Source organism: Veillonella parvula (genome assembly GCF_002005185.1).
Taxonomy (GTDB): Bacteria; Bacillota; Negativicutes; order Veillonellales; family Veillonellaceae; genus Veillonella; species Veillonella parvula_M.
In genome coordinates this window covers 1,492,713-1,516,008 of sequence record NZ_CP019721.1, presented here as the reverse complement: position 1 = coordinate 1,516,008, position 23,296 = coordinate 1,492,713, and the positions used below count along the sequence as shown (strand labels likewise).

The window sequence follows — 23,296 nt, the reverse complement described above, 5'->3', positions numbered from 1 at the left end:
TATGTCTTACGACCTAATTTAGTATACAGTATCTGCCCTATGTTGTAAAGCAAAAATACAATAAATACACAAAAGAGGGTCTACGCCCTCTTCTATTATTTTGCACCTAGCACCATACGGTCGCTCAATGCATTTTCCCCAGCCACTTCGAACTTTTGAAGTAAATCAGCAACTGTTAATTGTTTCTTTTCTTCCCCTTTAACATCATAAATGATACGACCAGCATCCATCATGATAAGGCGATTACCAAAGCGCAATGCATCACGCATATTATGGGTAATCATAAGAGTTGTTAGATTATGTTCTGCAACGAGTTTCTCTGTTAGTTGCAACACATTTTCTGCAGTTTTAGGGTCAAGTGCCGCAGTGTGCTCATCCAATAGCAAAAGCTCTGGACGAAGCATTGTGGCCATCAACAATGTTATAGATTGGCGTTGACCACCAGATAGTAGGCCCATACGAGCAGATAAACGTTCTTCAAGGCCTAAACCTAATAATGCAAGGCGTTCCTTGAAAAATGCTTGTTCACTATCTTTAAAAGCCCATTTAAGACCTAAGCTTTTACCACGGCGCATAGCAAGAATCAAGTTTTCCTCGATTTGCATATTACCAGCAGTACCAACCATAGGGTCTTGGAATACACGACCAATGTATTTAGCACGTTTGTATTCTGGCATTTTTGTCACATCAATCTCATTAATTGTAATGGATCCTTCATCTACTGGAAATACACCAGCGATGGAGTTTAGCAAAGTACTTTTACCAGCACCATTACCACCAATTACAGTACAAAAATCACCCTCTTCTAGACGAAGGTTGATGCCTTGTAATGCAGTCTTTTCATTAATTGTGCCCTTAAAGAAGGTTTTTACCATATTTTTTACTTCTAACATAGTGTCCTCCTTAACGAGCCAACCATTTTGCTTTCAATGTAGGTAGGGAAAGCGCGATGGCAACAAGAATTGCAGTGAATAATTTCAAATCATTTGGTGGCATACCCATGTAGAGAACGGCAGCAATAACGATACGATATACTATAGAACCAAGTACTACAGCGATGAGACTGCGTACGAAGGATTTCGTACCAAATACTACTTCACCAATGATTACAGAAGCCAAACCAATAACGATGGTACCAATACCCATACCTACATCAGCAAAGCCTTGGAATTGACCGATAAGAGCCCCAGACATACCAACAAAGCCATTGGAAATCAAAAGGCCAAGAACGATCATATTATCAGTATTTACGCCTTGAGCGCGAATCATTTGAGGGTTAACACCTGTAGCACGTAAGGCTGTACCAATTTCGGTACCGAAGAACCAAAATAAAAGCAAACATACAACTACAGCAACGATAATACCTACGATGGCTGCAGACCACATATTCGGCGTATGGAAAAATCCACCAAGAATCGTATAAATTGTATCCATTCGAAGCAAAGATACATTAGCTTTGCCCATGATGTGAAGGTTTACAGAGTACAATGCAATCATTGTCAAAATACCAGCCAATAATGCAGGAATTTTCAATTTTGTATGAATCCAACCTGTTACGGCACCTGCTATCATACCACCCACACCGGCAAGTAAAATGGAAAGGATTGGATTCATACCACTTGTAATTAAAATAGCGGAAATGGCCGCCCCCATTGGGAACGTACCTTCCACGGTTAAGTCAGCCACATCTAATACACGGAAGGTGATGAATACACCGACCGCTAACAAAGACCATAAAAGGCCTGTGGTTATGGTGCCTACCACTAAATCTAACATTAAAATCTCCTCTATTGTTTCATGTCTTTACGAAGAGCTTCAGGAATCGTGATTCCCAATTTTTTAGCACGTTCTTCGTTAACAGTTAACTTAATCTCTTTTTGTGTCTCAATAGCTAAGTCTGCAATTTTTGCTTCACCAGCTAGAACTTTTGCAGCCATTAAACCTGTTTGGTAACCCAATTGATAGTAATCAACAGAATATGTTGCTACGCCACCAGTCATTGTCATGCCTTCGTCAGCAGCAAATACCGGGATTTTAGCAGCATCTGTAATTTGTGCCAAGTTAGCCATAGCAGATGCTAATACATTATCTGTTGGTGTATAAATAGCTTGCACATCTTGGTTTACAAGATTTGTAGCTGCTTGTTGAATATCATTTACGTTGGAAACAGTTGCCTCTACAACAGTAATACCTTTTGTAGCAGCATAGGCTTTCATTTTTTCAACTTGCAATTGGGAATTGATTTCAGAGGATGTATAAATGGCACCAATGCGCTTTACATTCGGTACTAATGCTATGATAAGATCAACCTCTTTTTCAACAGGTGTCATATCGGATGTACCAGATACATTACCACCAGGGCGTTCATTAGATTGAACGAGTTTAGCTGTCACGTAGTCTGTAATAGCTGTACCCATGATTGGCATGTCATGAGAAGCATTTGCCATCGTCTGAGCCGCAGGTGTTGCAATAGCTAATACTAAATCTTTTTTATCAGATACGAAACGTTGTGCAATGCTGTTCAAATTAGATTGGTCAGCCTGTGCATTTTGTTGGTCAATTTTAATATTTTGACCATCTTTATAACCTTTAGCCGCTAAAGCATCTACGAAGCCCTTATTAGCAGCATCAAGAGATGGATGTTCTACTAATTGAATAACACCAATTTTCTTTTGGTCATTAGTTGCGGTATTAGAACCACAACCGGCTACCATTGCCATAACAGCAATGGCACTAAGTGCCACTGCAATACCTTTTTTCCAGTTCATGTATAACTCCTTACCAGTTATGTATTAAATCATAGTCGCCTTGTTCATCAAATCCTCTGGTAAGGTGATGCCCAATTTTTCTAATTTATCTTTCCCTACAACTAATTTAAATTCTTTCTGCATTTCGATAGGCATATCTTCAACTTTAGCTTCGCCAGTTAAAATTTTTGCGGCCATCAAGCCTGTTTGGTAACCAAGCTTGTAGTAATCTACAGACAAGGACATAACGGCTCCACCTTTTACGTGATTATCTTCACCGCCAAATACAGGAATTTTTGCTGGGTCGGTAATAGCTACAAGATTGCTCATCGCAGAAGCTACAACATTATCTGTTGGCACATATACAGCATCCACACGTTGAGATACGAGATTTTGTGCCGCTTGTTGAATATCATTTACATTAGAAACTGTAACTTCTTCAACTTTAATTCCTTTTGTAGCCGCATAAGCTTTCATCTTCTCCACTTGAATTTGAGAATTTACTTCGCTAGAGCTATAAATAGTGCCAATTGTTTTCGCATTCGGCATTACTTGTAAAATTAAATCTACTTGTTGCTCTACTGGATTCATGTCGGATGTACCAGACACATTACCGCCAGGTTTTTGATTAGATTTAACAAGTTTAGCTGCCTCGTAATCAGTAATAGCTGTACCTAAGATTGGAATATCATGAGTTGCATTCGCCATGGATTGAGCCGCTGGAGTAGCAATTGCTAAAATCAAGTTTTTCCGATCGGATACGAAACGCTGCGCAATGCTATTCAAATTAGATTGATCAGCTTGCGCATTTTGTTGATCAAAAGTAATCTTTTCTGCTAAACCTTTTTCTTTTAGCGCATCAACAAAACCCTTATTTGCCGCATCTAATGCAGGATGCTCTACCAATTGTACAACACCAACTTTGTATTCACCATTCGATGTAGTTCCATTTGAGCCACAGCCTGTAAACGCCATTAGTGCTGCCGCCGTGAGCGCTAGGGCAATACCTTTTTTTAAGTTCATGGGGATTTCCTTCCTATCTGCAAAGATTATAATACTTTTATTATAAACAAATTTATCTACTACATCAATGTAGCAGATTAAAGTATTTTATTTTTTATATGTGCGAAAATAAAATAAGAAATCCACCTATTAATCTAACGATGCTAACATATCCTCAGTCAATTCATTTGCCGCTAAAATATAGTCCTTAAGAGTTCCTTTGTCGAGAGCGACCTTCATAACCGGCACTTCAAAAGGATCGAGGATAACGCACATCAAAATTTCACCTGTTACATAATAGCCAACCACTGCTTCGCCTTCTTCAGCATCTAAGGTTTCACGTTTTACTGTAACACAGTATGGTTTCATTACTTGTGCTGCTGCTTCTGCTACTTCTTCTCGATTTGCAATATACTCTTCAGCCTTCGTTTCGGGGATGTCAAAGATATCTACCTTTACGGTCTTAACCTCTGTCGCCTCTCCCTTCGCCGCCTCAATAGCTGCACCTAAATCTGTTTGATTCATATATACCTCACATAGAATGGACTTTCACCATCGGCAAAAGTCCCATCGCATTAGATTGTTTCATCCGCCGCATTTAAGAATGCAACGTAGCATTGTTTTGCCTCGTAAATATCAGCCTTAGATGTAACCTCCCAAGGAGCATGCATACTAAGTACGGCTACACCACAATCGATGACATTCATACCATAAAGAGCCATGATGTACGCAATGGTGCCACCACCACCTAAATCAACCTTACCGAGCTCTGCTGTTTGGTATGTTACATTGTTAGATTCCATGACACGACGGATAAAGCCCATATACTCAGCATTCGCATCATTAGAACCAGCTTTACCACGAGAGCCAGTAAATTTATTAAATACTACACCCATACCAAGGTAAGAAGCATTTTTCTTTTCATACGCCGATGCATAAAGCGGATCATAGCCTGCACTTACATCGGAGGATAACATACGAGATTTCTCCAACGTACGACGTACACTTACAGAATTAGGTTTACCCATAAGTGTTAAAATTTCAGCCACTGCATTTTCAAAGAAGCGTGATTGCATACCTGTAGCACCTACAGAACCAATTTCCTCTTTATCTACAAGTAAGCAACAAGTAGTACGCTTTACATTATCCACTTCAAGCATTGCTACCAAGGATGTGTAGGCACACACGCGATCATCTTGGCCATACGCCATTACCATGGAACGATCAAAGCCCATATCACGTGCTTTACCAGCTGGTACAATTTCTAGTTCTGCAGACAATAAGTCACGTTCAATAAATCCATACTCTTTTTCAAGAAGGCTATTAATAAATTTAGTAACCCCTTCTTTTTCTTCGTCTTTAACTGGACGGCTACCGATGAGTAAATCAAGAGCTTCCCCTTCAATTACTTTAGCTGCATTTTTTTGCATTTGTTCTTGTCCCAAATGAGGCAACAAGTCAGTAATACAGAATACAGGATCGCTTTCCTTATCACCAATATTAATATTGATACGAGTACCATCTGTTTTTACCACAACGCCATGAATAGCAAGAGGCATAGCTACCCAATGATATTTTTTAATACCTCCATAATAATGAGTATCCCAAAATACTAAATTACTATCCTCATATTGTGGATTTTGCTTTACATCGATGCGTGGAGAATCAATATGAGCACCTAAAATATTCATACCCAATTCAATATCATCAGTACCAATATTAAATAAAGCAATAGATTTATCCATATGTGTGTAATAAATCTTATCACCAGCTTTAATTGACGTATTGCTTTTAATAATGTCATTTAGATTTACATAGCCCTTTGCTTCTGCAAATTCTACAGCTTGCACAACGCATTCACGTTCTGTTTTACCATTATCTAAAAATTGACGATATGTATCACTTAAAGCATATACCTTTTCCATAGTGGCATCATCATAATTATGCCATGCATATTTACGTTCCATAATCTATCCTTTCTAAAAGTTCATATCCTAATATATAGTACAGTTCAGAAAACGAACTTGAATTTACATAACTATTTTTGGCGGACTTTTTCTTGTTCCGCCTTACGATACTCTAAATATTTTCGCTCTTTTTCGCGATTGATTTCAGACTTCTGAGTATATAGAGAACGAATTTCATCCGTACAATGGGTCAGTACCTTAGTAACATAGAATTTACTACTGCCGGACTTAATCGTATACTTTCCAACTTTAAGTTGCACCGCAAAATCGCCATGTTTAGGACATACTCCAATGGCTAGGTGCTTATCCCCTTGTAATCGTTCAGGTCTTGTCGTTTCTAAACGTGTTTGACAGTACGGACAGAAGGACATACGTACTCTTCTATCATGAACAATACGTTTTTTCTCAGAAAAATTTTCATACATAAAAAAGGTAAGAATAGGAGGATATAGGAAAGGATTACTACTTTCCTTGCGAATTAGATCATAATGCAGAATTCCTTGTGCAATATCTAAAGTCTGACAAATGTGAGCTGTAAAAACTGCATCATGCAAGGCATTATGAGCAGATAAATGCTCCGTCGATATATTGAGATCCTCCATAGCATGCGCCACAGAATACTGTTGACTTGTTCCATAGCGTTGATAAGAATAAATCATTTGCGCATCTACCCATTGATCATAAGATAATGCTTTCATCTTATGAAGCATAAGATTTTCTCGAAGGATAAGAATATCGTCTGATCCCCAAGAAAGCAGCATATATTCATCACCACACCATTTTTGAAAGTACTGCATAGCCGTCTTGAATGGCACACCATGATTGAGCTCATGGGTGGTTATCCCTGTCAACTCGCGCACATGTTTATGCATCCGTGGCAGATATTGAGGTTTGATGAACATCGTAAAATGATCTATAATGTCCATCTTTTCATTCAGTTTTACCGCTCCGATTTGAATGATTTCCCCTGTCAACGGCATTTTTGTGCGCTTCATAAAGCTAATGTCATTGCTATAGGGTTGGTTCCATTCTAAATCAAATACAATATAGTTCATACGTTTATTTCGATTCTAAAAGCAATGTTTCCGCTGCTTTAATAACCTGTTCTTCAGAAATTACAGATAAACCTTTATAATTTCCTTCTTTAATAATTTTTTTCATGCTTTTACCAATCTCATAAGAATCCATCGTTTCTAAAACGATAGCATGAGCTTGATAAGGTCCATAAAAGAATGGATTTGATGGACCATACAGTGCCACAATTGGCACACCTTGACTGATTCCTACATGCATTGGTCCAGAGTCATTAGTAATTAATAGATTACAACGGCTCATAGCCGCTGCCAAAGGACCTAACTGGAATTTTCCGGTAGCCACAATAGGCTTTGTTTCCATTTGTTCTACTACGGGCTGCACCATTTCAAGGTCCATAGGTCCGCCAAAGAAAACCGTCTTATAACCTAAACGACCAAAGTAATCTGCTACATGAGCAAATCGTTCAGCTGGCCAACGTTTCTCAGGAACGGCGCTACCGATATTAAAACCAATGAGTATATCAGTATCAGTTAATCCATGACCAGAATAAAACTCTTGAGCCTGACGACGCCATTCTTCACAGGTCTCAATATGTAAACCAGAGTTAGAAGTATCTGTTACACCTAATTGCTCTAGTACATTAATGTACATATCCGCAGCATGACGAGTTTTACGATCTAAGCGCGTATACTTTGTCATAAATGGTCTAAAGAGGAAATGACTCATACCAGTTGTAATAGGTGCATGAATCTTCCATGCTAAATATGAAGTACGCTCATTGGGATGTAAATTAATGACAATGTCAGGTTTTCCCTTAGCATTGATTTCACGAGCCACTTCATTGAGACCTAAGATGCTATTATGGCGCCCTTTTTTATCTACAACAATAAGTTCATCAATATTTGGATTATATTCCATTACTTGTTGTAATTTTTCATCTATTACATACGTAATATGACTATGAGGAGCCGCTTTGCGAAGCACTTCTAAAAACGGAGTCGTTAATATAACATCGCCTAAATGCATTAAAAAGGTTACCACAATGCGCTTATAATCTAGTTCCATTATAGTTCCTTTCCAAGTACTTGTTCATACACTGACCATACCGCGTCTACAGGAATTTGTGCCATACAATCTGGATCATCTACTAGTGGTTGCTCAGGTGTAGCCTTAGAAGTAGGTGAAATAATGAGATGTACATGACTACCACCATAAGGACCTGTACGCTTAGGTGATGTTGTACCAAACATGGCAATCAAAGGACGCTTCAAAGCATTTGCAATATGCAATGGTCCCGTATCGGCACTAATAAAAATCTGACAATGACGAATCAACTCAATGAGTTCAGGCATGGTTGTAGATCCAACTAAATTGATGAGATTCTTATGTTTTACATAATTTTCTATGAAAGCACCTTTATCTACATCATCAGGAGCACCGGCAATAACAACCTTCTTACCAGATTCACATAAACGAATACAAAGTTCTCCAAAATTTAGAAGTGGCCACTCCTTAACAATCCATCGTGCCCCAGGTACAACTACAATATATTCATCATCTACACCATGGCATTTCAACTTTTGTTTTATGGATTTCTCAGCCTCAACGTAAGCTGGCATCGGAAATTCAATCTCCTCCACCTCACCACCAAGGGCGCGTACGGTATCCAGATAGCGTTCAATAACATGGTCGTATTTATGCTCACCTACTAATGCTTTATTAACAAGATTACTGCCCTCACGAAGCTCCCAGTAGCCATATTTTTCAGGGGCACCAGATAATAAAGAAACAATAGCACTTTTTGCGATACATTGAAGGTCTAAGGTCATATCAAAATGACGACTATGTAGCTCCTTGCGCAATTGATATAAATACGTAGGCTTCTTTAGTTGTTTTTTGTCAATGATAATCACGTCATCAACCCATGGTGTACCAGGTAAGAGGCTAGCGAATTGCTCATGAATAGCCCATGTAATACGCGCATTAGGCCAATTCTTGCGCACAGCGTACAAGGTAGGCAATGCGTGAATTACATCACCTAAGGAACTCATCTTGATGATGAGTATATTCTTGTAATCTTTCATATAGCCTCCCCAATACAACACAACAAACCCAAATATATTCTTCCGAAATAAACTAAATGGAATAAATGATTAAATTATTGTTTTAATGAAATCCAATAGATTAGAGCCTTTAAATAGGTACCCCTTAATGCCAGCAGCCTCAGCTGCATCAACATCACGCTGACTATCACCGATAAGAAAACTATCTGATATATTTACATCATAATCCTTAATGGCTTGCTTAATCATGCCAGGTTTAGGCTTTCTACATTCACATTCTACTGCATAGAGAGGAACAATACCTTCTTTATGATGTGGACAGTAATAGAAATGTAAAATCGGTGCTCCACTGCGATCTAGTTCATGAGCCATATAGTCATGTAAAATCTGAACATCAGATTCTTTATAATAACCACGAGCTACACCACTCTGATTTGTCACTACAATGAGATCATAGCCCTTACTATGAGCATAAGCAAGGGCCTCTTTTGCACCATCTACCCACTCTAAATCGCTGATTTTATATAGATAACTAACATCCTTGTTAATAACACCATCGCGATCTAAAAATAATACCTTGCGCATTAGCGTAAATACCCTTCGTTATTATCTAATAGTTCACAATATTCTTTAACGGCATCTTCCATTTTATGGAACCCTTTGTCATAGCCAGCAGCTAACAATTTAGTAGTATCAGCCTCTGTAAAGCTTTGGTATTTACCCTTTAACACCTCTGGGAATGGCACATATTCAATTTTGCCTTGACCATTGTAGTCGATAACAGCTTGCATGAATTGGTTAAAGCTATGAGCATTACCTGTACCACAGTTGAAAGTACCAGAGATTTCAGGATGCTCCCAGAAATAGAAGTTTACATTAACTACGTCTTTTACATAGATAAAGTCACGTGTTTGACCACCATCTTCGTAGCCATCTGTACCTTCAAAGAGATTAATAATACCTGTTTCTTTATTTTTGTAGAACATTTGACGTACTAAAGAAGCCATTTTATCTTTATGGGCTTCATTAGGACCATATACATTAAAGTAACGTAGCCCCACAACTTGCGCAGTATATTCACCTTCATATTTGCGTACATAACGGTCGAATAACAATTTAGAATACGCATATGGGTTAAGCGCTTCTTCAGCTTCCGGTTTTTCTACGAAACCATTTGTACCATTACCATAGGTAGATGCAGAGGAGGCATAGATGAATGGAATGCGACGGTCTTGGCAATAATGGAATAGATTTTTAGAACCTTCATAGTTGTTCTTCATCATGTATTTGCCATTATATTCCATTGTGTCTGCACAAGCACCTTCATGAAATACGACTTCAATAGGGCCAACGTCGAATGTACCATCAGCAATAGCACAATCAAAATCATCACAATCGATGTAATCTAGAAATTCTAGATTTTGAATATTGCGAATCTTACGACCATCTGTAAGATCATCTACGATGAGAATATCTGTACGACCACAATCATTCAGTGCTTTCACAATATTACTGCCAATAAAACCAGCACCACCTGTTACGATAATCATAATTTGCCCTCCTTAGCCATAGTAGCTATTTTCCCTACAATATCTGATGTAGAGTAACCTTCTTTAAATGAAAGAACCTCTACATTGTCAACGGACTCGCGTCCAATAATATCTTCTATTTTGTAATCTCCACCCTTAACAAGAGTATTGGGACGTAAGTACGCTAGTAATTCAGCCGGTGTATCCTCTTCAAATAGTACTACACCATCAATACATTGCAACGCACTCAACAAGGCCGCTCTATCCGCTTCACTTACGATGGGCCGTGTTTCTCCTTTTAAACGTCGAACAGATACATCAGAATTTAATCCAATGATTAAATGATCACCTAGCTGCGCAGCTTCTTGTAAATACGTGATATGTCCACGGTGAAGAATGTCAAAACAACCATTTGTAAACACTACAGTTTCACCTTTGCTTTGCCATTGTGAAACGAGTTCTTTCATCTCTTCCTTCGTATATAATGGCTTAGATTGAATACTATGTTTATAGGAATGCCATAAGTCTAATAACTCAGAACGATGTATTGGATACGTACCAACCTTAGATACTACGATACCTGCTGCACCATTGGCGATATGTAAGGCTAAACGCATCGATAAACCACTTGCAAGACAGGTCATCATCATGGATACAACGGTATCTCCTGCACCACTCACATCAAACACCTCTTGTTGAGTAGCAGGATTATGCCATGTGCGGCCATCCTTTGCAATAACCGTAATACCCTTAGCAGATCGAGTGGCCACAATATAGTCTAAATCTACATCAGCAAGTACAGACTTAGCAGCCTCTACAATAGTAGCATCATCATTTTCTAATGTACGGCCTACACATTCACCAAGTTCTTTCACATTCGGTGTAATACATGTAGCACCATTGTATTTAGACCAGTCTGCCCCCTTAGGATCTACGATAGTTTGCACACCATATTCCTTAGCCAAACCAAAGATTGTCTTCAATAAGGTAGGTGTACAAACGCCTTTACCATAGTCAGATACGACAATACCATCAATCCCCGCTTTACATAGATTTTCCAACCAAATAGACAATTGTTGCTCTTCTTGATTGGTTAAATTTGTAATTGTTTCAAAATCAAGGCGCATCATCTGTTGACGATCACCCAATATGCGCATCTTAGTAATAGTAGAGCGGTCATCACTAGTGATTAAACCAGTCGTATCGATTTTATCAGTATCAAGTAAATTTTTTAATAAATGGCCATGGTCGTCATTACCTGCTAGTGCACCAAGATATACTTTACAGTCTAAATTAGACAGATTAGATGCAACATTACCAGCTCCACCAAGGACCTCTTTCATCTTGGACACGCGGTTTACAGGAACCGGTGCTTCTGGAGAAATACGACTTACATCACCAAAAACATAACGGTCTACCATTACATCGCCTACAACGGCAATCTTCAAGTTTGGCAGTTGCTTTGTTAAAAACTGACTAATGGTAGTATTTATCATAATCCACCTATTCCTTATCAAAATTACATATGTTCCTAATTTAAATAAATTTTTAATTGAAACAATGTGTATCTATGAGTAAAAACCTATCGGTTAATAGTCTTCTTCAATAATTTCGCACATAATGTGGCCAGCTAGGATATGCATTTCTTGAATGCGCGCTGTCACATTACTGGGAATAGCCAGCGTAATATCACATAGTTCGGCCAATTTGCCACCGCCTTCCCCAGTGAAAGCAATGGTATGCATACCGATAGAACGGGCCATTTCTGCAGCTTTTACAACATTCTTGGAGTTACCAGATGTAGAAATACCGATGAGAACATCACCTGTACGGCCTAAGCCCTCTACTTGACGTGCAAAAACAGATTCAAAATCATAGTCATTCGCAATAGCTGTTAATGCAGATGTATCAGTAGTTAATGCAATGCCTGCAAGAGAGCGCCGTTCCTTTTTAAAGCGACAAATCAATTCAGCTGCTAAATGTTGAGAGTCCGCCGCAGAGCCACCATTACCACAGAACAAAATTTTATTACCATTTTCTAAAGCCGCTTTACAGCGATATCCGATTTCTTGAATGGTATCCATATGTTCCATCGTTTTACCAAACACTTCAAGATGCTCTGTAAAACGATCAGCAATGATTGGATTTAAATCAGTCATTATAAAATCTCCTTTAATAGTCTATCTGCATTTTTCCAGAATAACTTTTCACATTGTTCCACAGATAAACCTGCCTCTTTAAAAGCATCATAAAGACGACTCATTTGAGACATATCTGCAATCTCTGTGTCGGGTGGAATCCCATCGAAATCAGTTCCTAATGCCACTACATCTTCACCGCCCTTGTCGATGAGATATAGACCATGTTTAACAATATCTTCAATGCGACTAATTGGCGATGTGCCGAGAAAATTCTGTGCAAAATTAAGTCCTATAATACCTCCCTTATTAGCGATAAGTCTAATAAGATTATCTGGCAAATTTCGCATATGAGCCCGAACTTCCCGTGCATTTGAATGAGATGCTATAAAAGGAACCTCTAGAATATCCCCTAATTGCTCTGTACCAGCATCGTTAAGATGAGAGCAATCAACAATTATCCCTAACTCTTGCATAGCTTCTACAAATTCAACACCTTTAGATGTTAATTTTTTATGTTGCTCACCACAATGTGGCTCGCCAAGTCCATTTGGATAGTTCCATGTTAGCGTTATAAGTCTGACTCCATCTTGGTAAGCTTGTTTAAGTTTATTTAAATCGCCACCTAGTACGCCACCTTCCTCAATAGACATAAGTGCCCCAATCTTACCAGTCTTGTATACAGACTCTACATCTTGATAAGAGAGCACATGTTGTATGTGCTCTCCATAGTGATGAATTTGTGATACACACAAATTACGCATCTCTTCATAGCGGCCATAAGGGTCATTCGTCTCACCCATATTAATAAAGAGTGCAAAGTCTTGTATCTTGCTATGAGCCTTTTGTAATTTTTCTATATCTATTTTCCAAGTATTACAATATAAATCACCACTATGAGGATGATCTAGCAATTGCATCATCGTATCACAATGTAAATCTATCATAAAGCCTCACACATCGCTAATTTCAAAACTATGTATAACCAATCAGTAATACAGAATCAATTATTCTTCTACGACAGGTTTGCGTTTTGGCTTTTTAGCGTCTAACTTCTTCAGAGCTTTTAACTCTTCCATAAAGCTATCAATATTATCAAACTTACGATATACACTGGCAAAACGAACATATGCAACTTGATCTATATCTTTCAATTGTTGTAACACGAGCTCACCAATGCGATCAGTTGTAACCTCTTGGTTAATTTCATTTCGAATGTCACGCTCTACATCATTAACTACTTGCTCCATCACGGACATAGGAACTGTACGCTTATCACACGAGCGCAATAACCCATTCAGGAGCTTACCGCGGTCAAATAATTCACGTCGTCCATTTTTCTTCAATACCATTAGTGGTACTTCTTCTATAATTTCATAGGTAGTAAAGCGACGGCCACAATTGATACATTCACGGCGACGGCGAATACTATTACCTTCATCAGTCGTTCTAGAGTCTGTTACCTTCGTGTCTGTGTGTTGGCAATAAGGACATCTCATCTGTTACTACTCCTTTTCTACTAATCATTCTAAAATAACGCATAATACGCCCATTTTCTCTATATTATATAGTACCATGAAACCCTTGAAAATACAAAGAATCCCTAGGATTTCCTAGGGATTCTTCCATTATTCTTCAATTTTTCATCTTATGAAATACTTGAGAAATAATATTTTTAATTTTAAATGATTGTTAGCTTATCGTTTTAAAGCATCTTCAATACGAAGCAAGCAGTCACCAGATTCGATACGGCTACCTTCACGTACAAGGATTTCTTCTACGATACCGTCGATAGGAGCTGTAATTGTTGTTTCCATTTTCATTGCTTCTGTAACGATCAATGGTTCACCTTTAGTTACAGATTGACCATTCTTAATAAGGATCTTAACAACGGAACCAGACAATGTAGCACCAATTTCACCAGGGTTAGATTCATCCGCTTTGCGACGAACAACACCAGTTGTCTTAGCATGTTTATCATGAACCTTAATGCTACGAGGTTGACCATTAAACTCGAACAATACGATGCGATTACCATCTTCATCAGGTTCAGAGAAACCATTCATCTTGATAATCAGTGTTTTACCTTTTTCAATGGTTACTTGAATTTCTTCGCCCCGTTTCATACCAAAGAAGAATGTTGGAGTATCTAATACAGATACATCACCAAAGTCTTTTACAAATTTATTGTAATCTTGGTAAACCTTAGGATACAAGCAATATGCACTAATATCTTCATCAGTTGTTTGGGCTCCCATTTCGCTTAATTCATGACGAATATGTTCAAAATCTGTTGGAGGTAATACAGCACCAGGGCGAACTGTGATTGGGCGAGCACCTTTCAAGATGATTTTTTGTAATTTTTCAGGGAAGCCTTGATATGGAGTACCAAGACGTCCTTCAAAGAATTCAACTACGGATTGAGGGAAATCCAATACATCGCCTTTTTCGTAGATATCTTTTTCAGTTAAGTTGTTTTGTACCATGTACAATGTCATATCCCCTACCACTTTAGAGGATGGTGTAACTTTAATGATATCACCAAACATCATGTTTACTTGGTGGTACATTTTCTTAATATCTGTCCAACGATCACCAAGCCCTACCATTTTAGCTTGTTGTTGCAAGTTAGAGTATTGTCCACCTGGCATTTCATGTTGATATACTTCAGTATTAGGATATGCTTCTGCTTTATCTACACCTTTGTAATATGGTCTGATACTACCAAAATAATGAGACATTTCTTCCATATAGTCGATGTTCATTTCTGGTTGACGTTCATGACCAGACAATGCATAGTACATGGAATTCATGCTAGGTTGAGAAGTACCATTAGCAAAAGCAGAGTACGCTAAGTCGATTACATCAACACCAGCATCTACAGCGCGGCCATATGTATAGATAGAGTTGCCAGAGCCTTCATGAGTATGCAAGTGAATTGGAACAGAGACAGCATCTTTCAAGGCAGATACCAAGTTATAAGAAGCTTGTGGTTTTAAAAGGCCGGCCATATCTTTAATGGCAATAATATTGGCACCAGCTTTTTCAAGCTCTTTTGCCATATTTACATAATAGTCCAAGTTGTATTTTGTACGAGCACCATCAAGGATATCGCCAGTATAGCACAATGCAACTTCAGCTATTTTATTTTGTGCACGCACTTCATCGATAGCAACATGCATATTATCAAGACTATTCAAGCTATCAAATACGCGGAATACATCAATACCATTAGCAGCAGCCCGTTGAATGAATTGACGAACTACGTTGTCTGGATACGATGTGTAACCTACGGCATTTGCACCACGAAGAAGCATTTGAAGCAATGTATTTGGCACTTCACGACGGAACATGCGCAAACGCTCCCACGGATCTTCATGTAAGAATCGGTATGATACGTCAAAAGTAGCACCCCCCCAACATTCTAAGGAGAATAAGTTAGGTACACCTTTTGCAGCATGACCAGCTACGCGAGCCATATCGATTGTACGAAGACGTGTAGCAAACAAGGATTGATGGGCATCACGCCAAGTGGTATCAGTGAAGAATACTTGTTTTTGTTCCGATAACCATTTACTGAATTTATCTGGTCCAAGTTCATCAAATTTTTGTTTTGTACCAGATGCTGGACTTACATCCAAAGTAGATGGCATTTGAATCGGTTCAAAGTCAGGAACCTCTTGAGCCCCTGCACCAGAATAGCCATTAATTGTAACATCAGCAATGTAACGTAATAATTTAGTACCACGGTCACGATCTGGTTTCAATTCGAATAATTCAGGATGTTCTTCAATGAAGTTTACATTGTAAGAACCACTTTGGAATTCAGGATGTTCCAATACATTAATCAAGAAGTGAATATTTGTTTTTACACCGCGAATACGGAACTCTTTTAAGCAACGAAGCATTTTACGAATAGTTTCTTCGTTGTTAGGACCAAATGCTGTCGCTTTCACAAGCAAGGAGTCATAGTAAGGTGTTACAACGGCACCTGTAAAAGCATTACCAGAATCAAGACGGATACCAAAACCACCAGAGCTACGGTACGCTAAGATTTTACCGGTATCAGGCATAAAGTTGTTTTTAGGATCTTCTGTGGTAATACGACATTGGATAGCAGTGCCTTTACAAGGAATTTTATCCTGCTCAGGAATACCTACTTCAGGGCTATGTAAACTAAAGCCTTCAGCGATTCTAATTTGAGCATGAACAATGTCAATATCTGTAATCATTTCTGTTACAGTATGCTCTACTTGAATACGTGGATTAACTTCGATAAAGTAGAAGCTACCATCAGCAGTTACCAAAAATTCTACAGTACCTGCATTCACGTAGCCAACATTTTTCATGATTTTAACGGCAGCATCACATACAGCTTTACGAGTTTCTAATGATAACGCAAAGGCTGGCGCCATTTCAACTACTTTTTGGTGACGACGTTGAACAGAGCAATCACGTTCATGCAAATGAACTACATTGCCATGTTCATCACCTAAGATTTGAACTTCAATATGTTTAGGCTCTACGATAAGTTTTTCTACATATACATCATCATCGCCAAACGCAGCTTTCGCTTCAGATTTAGCACGATCATATGCATCTCGAAGATCTTCTTTATGATGAACTTCACGCATACCACGACCGCCGCCGCCATTAACGGCTTTAATCATCAATGGAAAACCATGTGTATCAGCAAATTCTTCTAGTTGAGCATAATCTTTTAAAGCCCCATCAGAACCTGGGATCATCGGAATTTTTGCTAATTTAGCTTGCTCACGAGCATTTACTTTATCACCAAACATATTCAAATGCTTGATTTTAGGCCCAATAAAGATAATTCCTTCTTCTTCACAACGACGAGCAAAGCCTTCATTTTCAGATAAGAAGCCATAACCTGGATGGATAGCATCGATGTCATGTTCTTTTGCAATACGGATGATATCTTCAATATCAAGATATGCGTCAACTGGTTTTTTACCTTCCCCTACGAGATAGGCTTCATCGGCTTGGTTACGGTGCAAGGATAATGTATCCTCTTTAGAGTAAATGGCTACAGTTTTAATTCCCATTTCATTACATGCACGGAACACGCGGATCGCAATTTCTCCACGGTTGGCAACCAATACGGATTTAATTTTTCTCATGTATTGCCTCCTACTAGCTTCCACAAATGTGAACTATCAGCTTTCATTTTTATTAATATATGAATATTTCCTATACTTATAGATAAATCAATATTGAGGAAAGCCTCATCAAAATTTATGATGAGGTTTTATATTCATAATAATATATACTTATTATACAATATTTTCATTATATTTAAAGGATTATACCAATTATGAAAGTATAAAATATATTTTTTACTGTTCATTACAAAAAATCATATGTCTTTCAATAATGCACATCGAATAAATTCCATTTTATATTACTTACCACCTAGAAAATGATTCATTAATCGATTTAATTGCTCTTGATCAGCTGCCCCCATCAATTCTCTAGCTGAATGCATTGCTAAAAGAGGCAAGCCTACATCAATAGTACGCATTGGTAACATAGCTGATGAAATGGAACCTACTGTAGATCCACCTGGAATATCCGAACGATTTACATAAATCTGATACTGTGCATCCGCTTCTTCACAAAGGCCTTTAACGATAGCAATGGCCTTAGCATCCCCAGCGTAAGATTGGCTACATGCAATCTTAAGGGATAGCCCTTTATTAAGTACAGGAATATTCGTAATGTCATTTTTCTCTGGATAGTTTGGGTGTAATCCGTGTGCTACATCGGAGGAAATCATAAAGCCTTTAGAGATAAAGCTGTCCATCTCTTGATTAGAATATCCTAATGCGTCATACACGCGTTTAACGAGATTTGGTAATATCATGCCAGCCCCACCTTGTTTCGTACGACTGCCCACCTCTTCGTTATCAAAGAGTATAGCACAGCGAACACCATTAACATTCATTTTTTTGGCTTGAATAATACCAGATAATACACTAAAGCAAGATGTTAAATTATCTAAACGAGGTGAGCTAATGAAATCACCTTCCGTACCGAGTACACAGCCTTGTTCCGTAGGATATAAAGTCATTTCATAAGATAATATTTCGGAAGGATCGCAATCTACTTCATCAGCTAAAAACTTTGTCCACTCATCGTATTGAGTATCTGATTCTGAAAATAAACTTGGATTATTTCTATTATTTAAAGGTTTTGTAGGATTATCTTCATTATTACGTTCCATCATCAATATAGGAAGCATTTCTTTTTGACGATTTAGTTTAACCCCATCATTAACAGAGCGATTCATATGAATAGCTAGGTTTGGAACAATAGCGATAGGCCGTTTTGTATCGACTAGAACAGAATCTACGTCAAAGGCATTTTTTCCTTTTAACACAACCGTACCTGCTGCACCTAATGGACGATCAAGCCATGTATTTTCTATAAGACCGCCATACATTTCTACATTTAACTTTGTGTATCCTTTCATAGAGGTTATAGGGTTTGGTTTAACACGAATAGCAGGAAAATCTGTATGAGCCGACGCAATACGTAATGTATGTTCTGGTTTCTTCCCTATATGAAAGGCAAATAAGGTGGTGCCGAACACGTTAACTACATAAGAACCAGAGTCTAACTGCCACTCATCTTCTAAACTGAGCTCTGTAAATCCTGAGTCCAATAGCATTTGTAAACTTGTATCTACTGTGTGATACGGAGATGTACAAGCGCCAATATACTTTAATAATTGTTCATTATCAAACTTCATAGGTCCCTCCTATGCACAAATCATATAAAATTTGTACAATTAGCTTGAATAATTTATTATGTATATTATTTTACAATATTTACATTAATTATCTATTAACTACTCATATTTTATCACAAAAAGCCGCCCCTATCGGGACGGCTTTTTATATACGATGTAAATGCATAGTACACTAAGTCTAATAGGTTTAAAGTACATGCCATTACAATCCTATAAAATTGTCAGTACTAAATTTTACCACATACCAATCAACTTCATCCATACAGAGCCAAGACCCATGAAGATAATTAAGTTGATTACAGATGTGAAGAAACCAAGTTTCCACCATATATTTTGAGGAACATAACCAGTATTAAAGATTACTGGAGATGGACCTGCTGCATAGTGAGTCAAAGACATACACAAGTTAGATGTGAATGCAATCATCAACAATGTCAACATAGGTGGGGCACCTGCAGAAATAGCGATTGCAGAGAATGCTACGAACATCGCAGAAATATGTGCTGTTAAGGATGCAAATACATAGTGAGCATATGTATTAACAAGAACAGCTACAACAAAGGCAATTACCCAAGAGCCTTCTGGAATATAACCACCCACTTGAACTGTAGCCCATTTGATAAAGCCCAATTTGGAAAGGAATCCGGCAAAGCCCATCAATGTACCCATCCAAACCAATGTATCCCAAGCACCCTTTTCACTCTTAACATCGTCCCAAATTAGAACGCCTGTAGCAAGTAAAATAGAAATACCTAAGAATGCAACAGTTGTAGCATCAAGTTTTGTAAATTGAGACGTAGCCCACAATACTAATGCTAAAATAAATACGCCAAGCATTACCCATTCTTGGAAAGAAATCTTGCCAAGACCTTTTAACTCTTCACGAATCATTTGTTGAGCTTCACGAGCATCTTTGATTTCCGGTGGATATACTTTATAAATGAAATACGGCATAATAATCAATGCAATAATACCAGGTACGATAGCTGCCATAGCCCAGTCGCCCCATGTAATACCAATACCAAAAGATTGAAGCGCTAATGCTGCAACCAATGTATTACCAGCCATGGATGTTTGGAACATCGCAGATGTAATCGTATTTACTTGGTAAATTGATTGCATCAAGAAAGAACCAATTTTACGAGGTCCATCTTGTGGTTCAGAACCGAAAGCTTTTGCTAAGCTAGTTGTAATTGGCATGATTACACCGCCTACACGAGCTGTGTTAGATGGTGTTGCGGGAGCTAAAATCAAATCAGACAAAGCCAATGCATAGGCCAAACGCAAGGAGCTACTACCAAAAGCAGAAATCAAATTATAAGCAATACGTTTCCCCAAACCAGTTTTAATAAAGCCACGAGAGAATAAGAAAGCACCTACAATTAGCCAGATTGCAGAGTTAGCAAAACCTGAAATACCTTCACTAATCTTTAATGTGCCTGTCAATGCAGCAACAGTAATAACAACGATAGATACGCCACCAATCGGTAACGGCTGAGTAATGAAGCCTACGATAGTAGCTACAAAGATTGCAAATAAATGCCATGACTGAGGAGTTAATCCCTCTGGAGTTGGAACAAACCACAGACCTAAACCAAAGGCTGCTGGAATGATCCAGTTCAATAGTTTTTTCATACACATACGTCCTACATAGGAAAACATTAAAATTAAACCAATATATGCCAATACACCCTATAGTATCATGTTAAGAAAAATAAAAATCTATACTAACTATGTTCAGCATATCTGTAGTAAGAGAATTAAAGATATAATTCTATCTTCCTACCATAAATATAACATAATTCACCATAAAAAGATGTGATAAAAAGCTGTGCATTTATAAATACACAGCTTTCATCATCATATGAATCCTATTCAGGTAGAGATACGTCCTCTAAATTTGTTTTTTCGATAGACTCAATATCACCTTTATCGCAAAGGTTTGCAATAGTTGGGTCAATTGGTAAACGGTTCAACAATAATAGACCGTATTTTTGAAGGATTTCTTCGATGTGGCTTTCACCAAAAATTTGATAATCCTTACCGTTATCTGGGCAATGGAAGTAAGAGTAGTTTTCCACCACACCAATAATAGGCACTTGCATTAAATCAGCCATTTTAACTGCTTTTTCAACAATCATGGATACCAAGTCTTGAGGAGATGTAACGATAATAATACCGTCCAATTTCAAGGATTGATATACAGTAATCGCTACGTCACCTGTTCCCGGTGGCATATCAACAAATAAATAATCGATGTCTTTCCAAATAACATCTGTATAAAATTGTTTTACTACATTACCTAAAATAGGACCACGCCATAAAACAGGATCTGTATCGTTTTCCAAAAGGAGGTTAACAGACATAACGTCAATACCGCCTTTAGATTTTACAGGATACATACCGATTTCGTCAGCATATGCCTTTTCCTTAATGCCAAACATCTTAGGAATAGAAGGACCTGTAATATCCGCATCGAGGATACCTACTTTGTAACCTTTACGCGCCATTGTAATGGCCATCAAGCTGGTAACGGAGGATTTACCTACGCCACCTTTGCCAGATACTACACCAATTACATGTTTAACAGAACTAAGCTCGTGTAATTGAGCTGTAAGATCTTGAGGTTGTTGAGACGCGCCACCACCGCAACCAGAAGATTGAGATGGGCATCCGCCACAATCACTGCTGCTACCGCAACCCATAGTAAACACCTACTTTCTTTGAGGCTATACCTCACATCTATATTAAAAACTTTTTTATATGGTAAACACAATGTATCTACGCCTACATTGTATCACGTTATATCAAAAATTATCAATATATTACTCACCACAAAATTCTTTAGTTAACCCGCCGAGAATTTCCATCCCCTTTGTAATTTCCTCTACTGTTGGTACCGTATAGCTCAAACGAAATGCATGACCTGCTCCTGCTCCATCTGCTGCAAAGGCACCACATTTAATAATCCCAACATTGCGGTCCATACAAGTTTCAAAGAATACATCACAATCTACATCCTCAGGCATCGTCATCCATGCAAACATACCACCTGTAGGTTGTGTCAAATGAACTTTAGAACTCGCATACTTTTTAAAAGCGTTAAGTAAAGCTTCACATTTCATTTTATATACTTTTCGTACATTATCTAAATGAGCATCGTAATCAATGGTATCAAGAACCTTCGCTACCACCTTTTGAGTTACTAATGGCATTTGACCGGCCGTATTATTTTTTAATGCTTGGATAGCTTCAATAACTTTAGTTGGGCCAAATAAGAAGCCTACACGCAAGCCTGCAGATAATGTTTTAGAATAAGAACCTGCATACAGAACACGATCTTCTGTGTCGAAGGATTTGAACGTTGGAATATATTCTCCGGCGAAACGAATTTCACCATATGGATCATCTTCATAGATAAATAAATCATATTTAGATGCAATAGCATAAATCTCCTTACGGCGCTCTAAAGGCATAGTAATGCCTGTTGGATTCTGGAAGTTGGGAATTAGATAAATATATTTACCTTTACCAGATTGAGCCGCTTTTTCTAACTCACCCGGAATCATACCGTACTCGTCAGTTTTAATACCTATTGCTTTACCGCCCATGTTGCGCACAGAGTTAATAGCACTGGTGAAAGTAAATTCATCCATATACACTTCATCGCCTAGTTCTAAAACTGTAATTGGTACAAGACCTAATAATTGACCTGCACCATTGGAAATAATGAGACCTTGTCCTTCCGAATTCATCTTATGAGTTTGTACTAAACGTTCTAACGTAAGTTCTGCTAAATGTGCATCACCTTGCATTGGACCATATTGTAAAAGGCTCATAGGATTAGAATGCACAACTTCATCAAAAGCCCTTTCGATGACCTCTACCGGTATCGCTTCTGGCGCAGGATTACCAATACCAAAGCTAATAAAGCCTTCCACGCCTACACCACGTTCAAATACTTCACGAATAAAATTAGGACCTTTTAAGGTTACACGTTCAGGAAGAGAAAAGCTCATACTATCGCCTCTTTCATATAT

General features: G+C 38.1%; 20 protein-coding genes. All 20 read right to left on the bottom strand.

The genetic code is table 11. The annotated features are described in order from the left end of the window. Nucleotides 1-95 precede the first annotated feature (95 nt). A complete protein-coding gene (locus tag B1A77_RS06980) occupies nt 96-893 on the bottom strand; it encodes an ABC transporter ATP-binding protein (RefSeq protein ID WP_077708353.1) in 798 nt (265 codons plus the stop codon). Between the two features lie 10 nt (nt 894-903). Continuing rightward, nucleotides 904-1,776: an ABC transporter permease gene (locus B1A77_RS06975; protein ID WP_004697183.1), complete on the bottom strand. Its 873-nt coding sequence runs from the start codon at nt 1,774-1,776 to the stop codon at nt 904-906. Nucleotides 1,777-1,787: 11 nt separating this feature from the next. Beyond that, entirely contained in the window at nt 1,788-2,768 is a 981-nt protein-coding gene (locus B1A77_RS06970) for an ABC transporter substrate-binding protein (protein ID WP_060918818.1), read from the bottom strand. A gap of 24 nt (nt 2,769-2,792) precedes the next feature. Beyond that, on the bottom strand, nt 2,793-3,770 hold the full coding sequence (locus tag B1A77_RS06965) for an ABC transporter substrate-binding protein (protein ID WP_060918817.1): 978 nt from the start codon (nt 3,768-3,770) through the stop codon (nt 2,793-2,795). Nucleotides 3,771-3,899: 129 nt separating this feature from the next. Then, a complete protein-coding gene (locus tag B1A77_RS06960; RefSeq protein WP_060918816.1) occupies nt 3,900-4,274 on the bottom strand; it encodes a hypothetical protein in 375 nt (124 codons plus the stop codon). A 50-nt stretch (nt 4,275-4,324) separates the two neighbouring features. After that, nucleotides 4,325-5,716 carry an aminopeptidase gene (locus B1A77_RS06955; RefSeq protein ID WP_077708352.1) on the bottom strand — a complete coding sequence of 464 codons (1,392 nt, stop codon included), beginning with the start codon at nt 5,714-5,716 and terminating at the stop codon, nt 4,325-4,327. A gap of 71 nt (nt 5,717-5,787) precedes the next feature. Next, a complete protein-coding gene (locus B1A77_RS06950) occupies nt 5,788-6,771 on the bottom strand; it encodes a 3'-5' exonuclease (RefSeq protein WP_077708351.1) in 984 nt (327 codons plus the stop codon). A 4-nt stretch (nt 6,772-6,775) separates the two neighbouring features. Then, the gene (locus B1A77_RS06945) at nt 6,776-7,816 is read right to left on the bottom strand and encodes a glycosyltransferase family 9 protein (protein WP_077708350.1); all 1,041 of its coding nucleotides are present in this window, start codon (nt 7,814-7,816) and stop codon (nt 6,776-6,778) included. After that, a complete protein-coding gene (locus tag B1A77_RS06940) occupies nt 7,816-8,835 on the bottom strand; it encodes a glycosyltransferase family 9 protein (RefSeq protein WP_004697170.1) in 1,020 nt (339 codons plus the stop codon). The genes B1A77_RS06945 and B1A77_RS06940 overlap by 1 nt, the downstream gene beginning before the upstream one ends. Nucleotides 8,836-8,904: 69 nt before the next feature. Further along, nucleotides 8,905-9,399, bottom strand: a complete 495-nt coding sequence (locus B1A77_RS06935; RefSeq protein ID WP_004692981.1) for a D-glycero-alpha-D-manno-heptose-1,7-bisphosphate 7-phosphatase — start codon at nt 9,397-9,399, stop codon at nt 8,905-8,907. Continuing rightward, on the bottom strand, nt 9,399-10,364 hold the full coding sequence (rfaD, locus tag B1A77_RS06930) for an ADP-glyceromanno-heptose 6-epimerase (RefSeq protein ID WP_077708349.1): 966 nt from the start codon (nt 10,362-10,364) through the stop codon (nt 9,399-9,401). The genes B1A77_RS06935 and rfaD overlap by 1 nt, the downstream gene beginning before the upstream one ends. Beyond that, a complete protein-coding gene (gene rfaE1, locus B1A77_RS06925; RefSeq protein WP_077708348.1) occupies nt 10,361-11,839 on the bottom strand; it encodes a D-glycero-beta-D-manno-heptose-7-phosphate kinase in 1,479 nt (492 codons plus the stop codon). Before rfaE1 ends, rfaD begins: the two co-directional genes overlap by 4 nt. Before the next feature lie 93 nt (nt 11,840-11,932). Beyond that, the gene (gene gmhA / locus B1A77_RS06920) at nt 11,933-12,502 is read right to left on the bottom strand and encodes a D-sedoheptulose 7-phosphate isomerase (RefSeq protein ID WP_008600733.1); all 570 of its coding nucleotides are present in this window, start codon (nt 12,500-12,502) and stop codon (nt 11,933-11,935) included. Then, nucleotides 12,502-13,428, bottom strand: coding sequence for a dipeptidase (locus tag B1A77_RS06915; protein ID WP_077708347.1), 927 nt, complete (start codon nt 13,426-13,428; stop codon nt 12,502-12,504). The genes gmhA and B1A77_RS06915 overlap by 1 nt, the downstream gene beginning before the upstream one ends. A 60-nt stretch (nt 13,429-13,488) precedes the next feature. Further along, nucleotides 13,489-13,980, bottom strand: a complete 492-nt coding sequence (gene nrdR / locus B1A77_RS06910; RefSeq protein WP_004692976.1) for a transcriptional regulator NrdR — start codon at nt 13,978-13,980, stop codon at nt 13,489-13,491. A gap of 198 nt (nt 13,981-14,178) precedes the next feature. Next, nucleotides 14,179-17,625, bottom strand: a complete 3,447-nt coding sequence (locus B1A77_RS06905) for a pyruvate carboxylase (RefSeq protein WP_008600728.1) — start codon at nt 17,623-17,625, stop codon at nt 14,179-14,181. A 281-nt stretch (nt 17,626-17,906) separates the two neighbouring features. Next, the gene (locus B1A77_RS06900) at nt 17,907-19,256 is read right to left on the bottom strand and encodes a M18 family aminopeptidase (RefSeq protein WP_008600727.1); all 1,350 of its coding nucleotides are present in this window, start codon (nt 19,254-19,256) and stop codon (nt 17,907-17,909) included. A 234-nt stretch (nt 19,257-19,490) separates the two neighbouring features. Further along, nucleotides 19,491-20,891, bottom strand: a complete 1,401-nt coding sequence (locus tag B1A77_RS06895; protein ID WP_008600725.1) for an anion permease — start codon at nt 20,889-20,891, stop codon at nt 19,491-19,493. Between the two features lie 236 nt (nt 20,892-21,127). Beyond that, nucleotides 21,128-21,961 (bottom strand): Mrp/NBP35 family ATP-binding protein, encoded by an 834-nt coding sequence (locus tag B1A77_RS06890; protein WP_004697392.1) that lies wholly within the window; start codon nt 21,959-21,961, stop codon nt 21,128-21,130. A 120-nt stretch (nt 21,962-22,081) separates the two neighbouring features. Further along, nucleotides 22,082-23,275 carry an aminotransferase-like domain-containing protein gene (locus B1A77_RS06885; protein ID WP_077708346.1) on the bottom strand — a complete coding sequence of 398 codons (1,194 nt, stop codon included), beginning with the start codon at nt 23,273-23,275 and terminating at the stop codon, nt 22,082-22,084. Between the last annotated feature and the right edge of the window lie 21 nt (nt 23,276-23,296).

Excerpts from the sequence above, each read along its gene's own strand:
- B1A77_RS06970 (WP_060918818.1), bottom strand. The coding sequence starts at position 2,768 with ATGAACTGGAAAAAAGGTATTGCAGTGGCACTTAGTGCCATTGCTGTT.
- gmhA (WP_008600733.1), bottom strand. The coding sequence starts at position 12,502 with ATGACTGATTTAAATCCAATCATTGCTGATCGTTTTACAGAGCATCTT.
- B1A77_RS06975 (WP_004697183.1), bottom strand. The coding sequence starts at position 1,776 with ATGTTAGATTTAGTGGTAGGCACCATAACCACAGGCCTTTTATGGTCT.
- B1A77_RS06895 (WP_008600725.1), bottom strand. The coding sequence starts at position 20,891 with ATGAAAAAACTATTGAACTGGATCATTCCAGCAGCCTTTGGTTTAGGT.
- B1A77_RS06905 (WP_008600728.1), bottom strand. The coding sequence starts at position 17,625 with ATGAGAAAAATTAAATCCGTATTGGTTGCCAACCGTGGAGAAATTGCG.
- B1A77_RS06935 (WP_004692981.1), bottom strand. The coding sequence starts at position 9,399 with ATGCGCAAGGTATTATTTTTAGATCGCGATGGTGTTATTAACAAGGAT.
- B1A77_RS06885 (WP_077708346.1), bottom strand. The coding sequence starts at position 23,275 with ATGAGCTTTTCTCTTCCTGAACGTGTAACCTTAAAAGGTCCTAATTTT.
- B1A77_RS06900 (WP_008600727.1), bottom strand. The coding sequence starts at position 19,256 with ATGAAGTTTGATAATGAACAATTATTAAAGTATATTGGCGCTTGTACA.
- B1A77_RS06915 (WP_077708347.1), bottom strand. The coding sequence starts at position 13,428 with ATGATAGATTTACATTGTGATACGATGATGCAATTGCTAGATCATCCT.
- rfaE1 (WP_077708348.1), bottom strand. The coding sequence starts at position 11,839 with ATGATAAATACTACCATTAGTCAGTTTTTAACAAAGCAACTGCCAAAC.
- nrdR (WP_004692976.1), bottom strand. The coding sequence starts at position 13,980 with ATGAGATGTCCTTATTGCCAACACACAGACACGAAGGTAACAGACTCT.
- B1A77_RS06960 (WP_060918816.1), bottom strand. The coding sequence starts at position 4,274 with ATGAATCAAACAGATTTAGGTGCAGCTATTGAGGCGGCGAAGGGAGAG.
- B1A77_RS06950 (WP_077708351.1), bottom strand. The coding sequence starts at position 6,771 with ATGAACTATATTGTATTTGATTTAGAATGGAACCAACCCTATAGCAAT.
- B1A77_RS06955 (WP_077708352.1), bottom strand. The coding sequence starts at position 5,716 with ATGGAACGTAAATATGCATGGCATAATTATGATGATGCCACTATGGAA.
- B1A77_RS06890 (WP_004697392.1), bottom strand. The coding sequence starts at position 21,961 with ATGGGTTGCGGTAGCAGCAGTGATTGTGGCGGATGCCCATCTCAATCT.
- rfaD (WP_077708349.1), bottom strand. The coding sequence starts at position 10,364 with ATGATTATCGTAACAGGTGGTGCTGGTTTTATTGGCAGTAATATTGTG.
- B1A77_RS06980 (WP_077708353.1), bottom strand. The coding sequence starts at position 893 with ATGTTAGAAGTAAAAAATATGGTAAAAACCTTCTTTAAGGGCACAATT.
- B1A77_RS06965 (WP_060918817.1), bottom strand. The coding sequence starts at position 3,770 with ATGAACTTAAAAAAAGGTATTGCCCTAGCGCTCACGGCGGCAGCACTA.
- B1A77_RS06945 (WP_077708350.1), bottom strand. The coding sequence starts at position 7,816 with ATGGAACTAGATTATAAGCGCATTGTGGTAACCTTTTTAATGCATTTA.
- B1A77_RS06940 (WP_004697170.1), bottom strand. The coding sequence starts at position 8,835 with ATGAAAGATTACAAGAATATACTCATCATCAAGATGAGTTCCTTAGGT.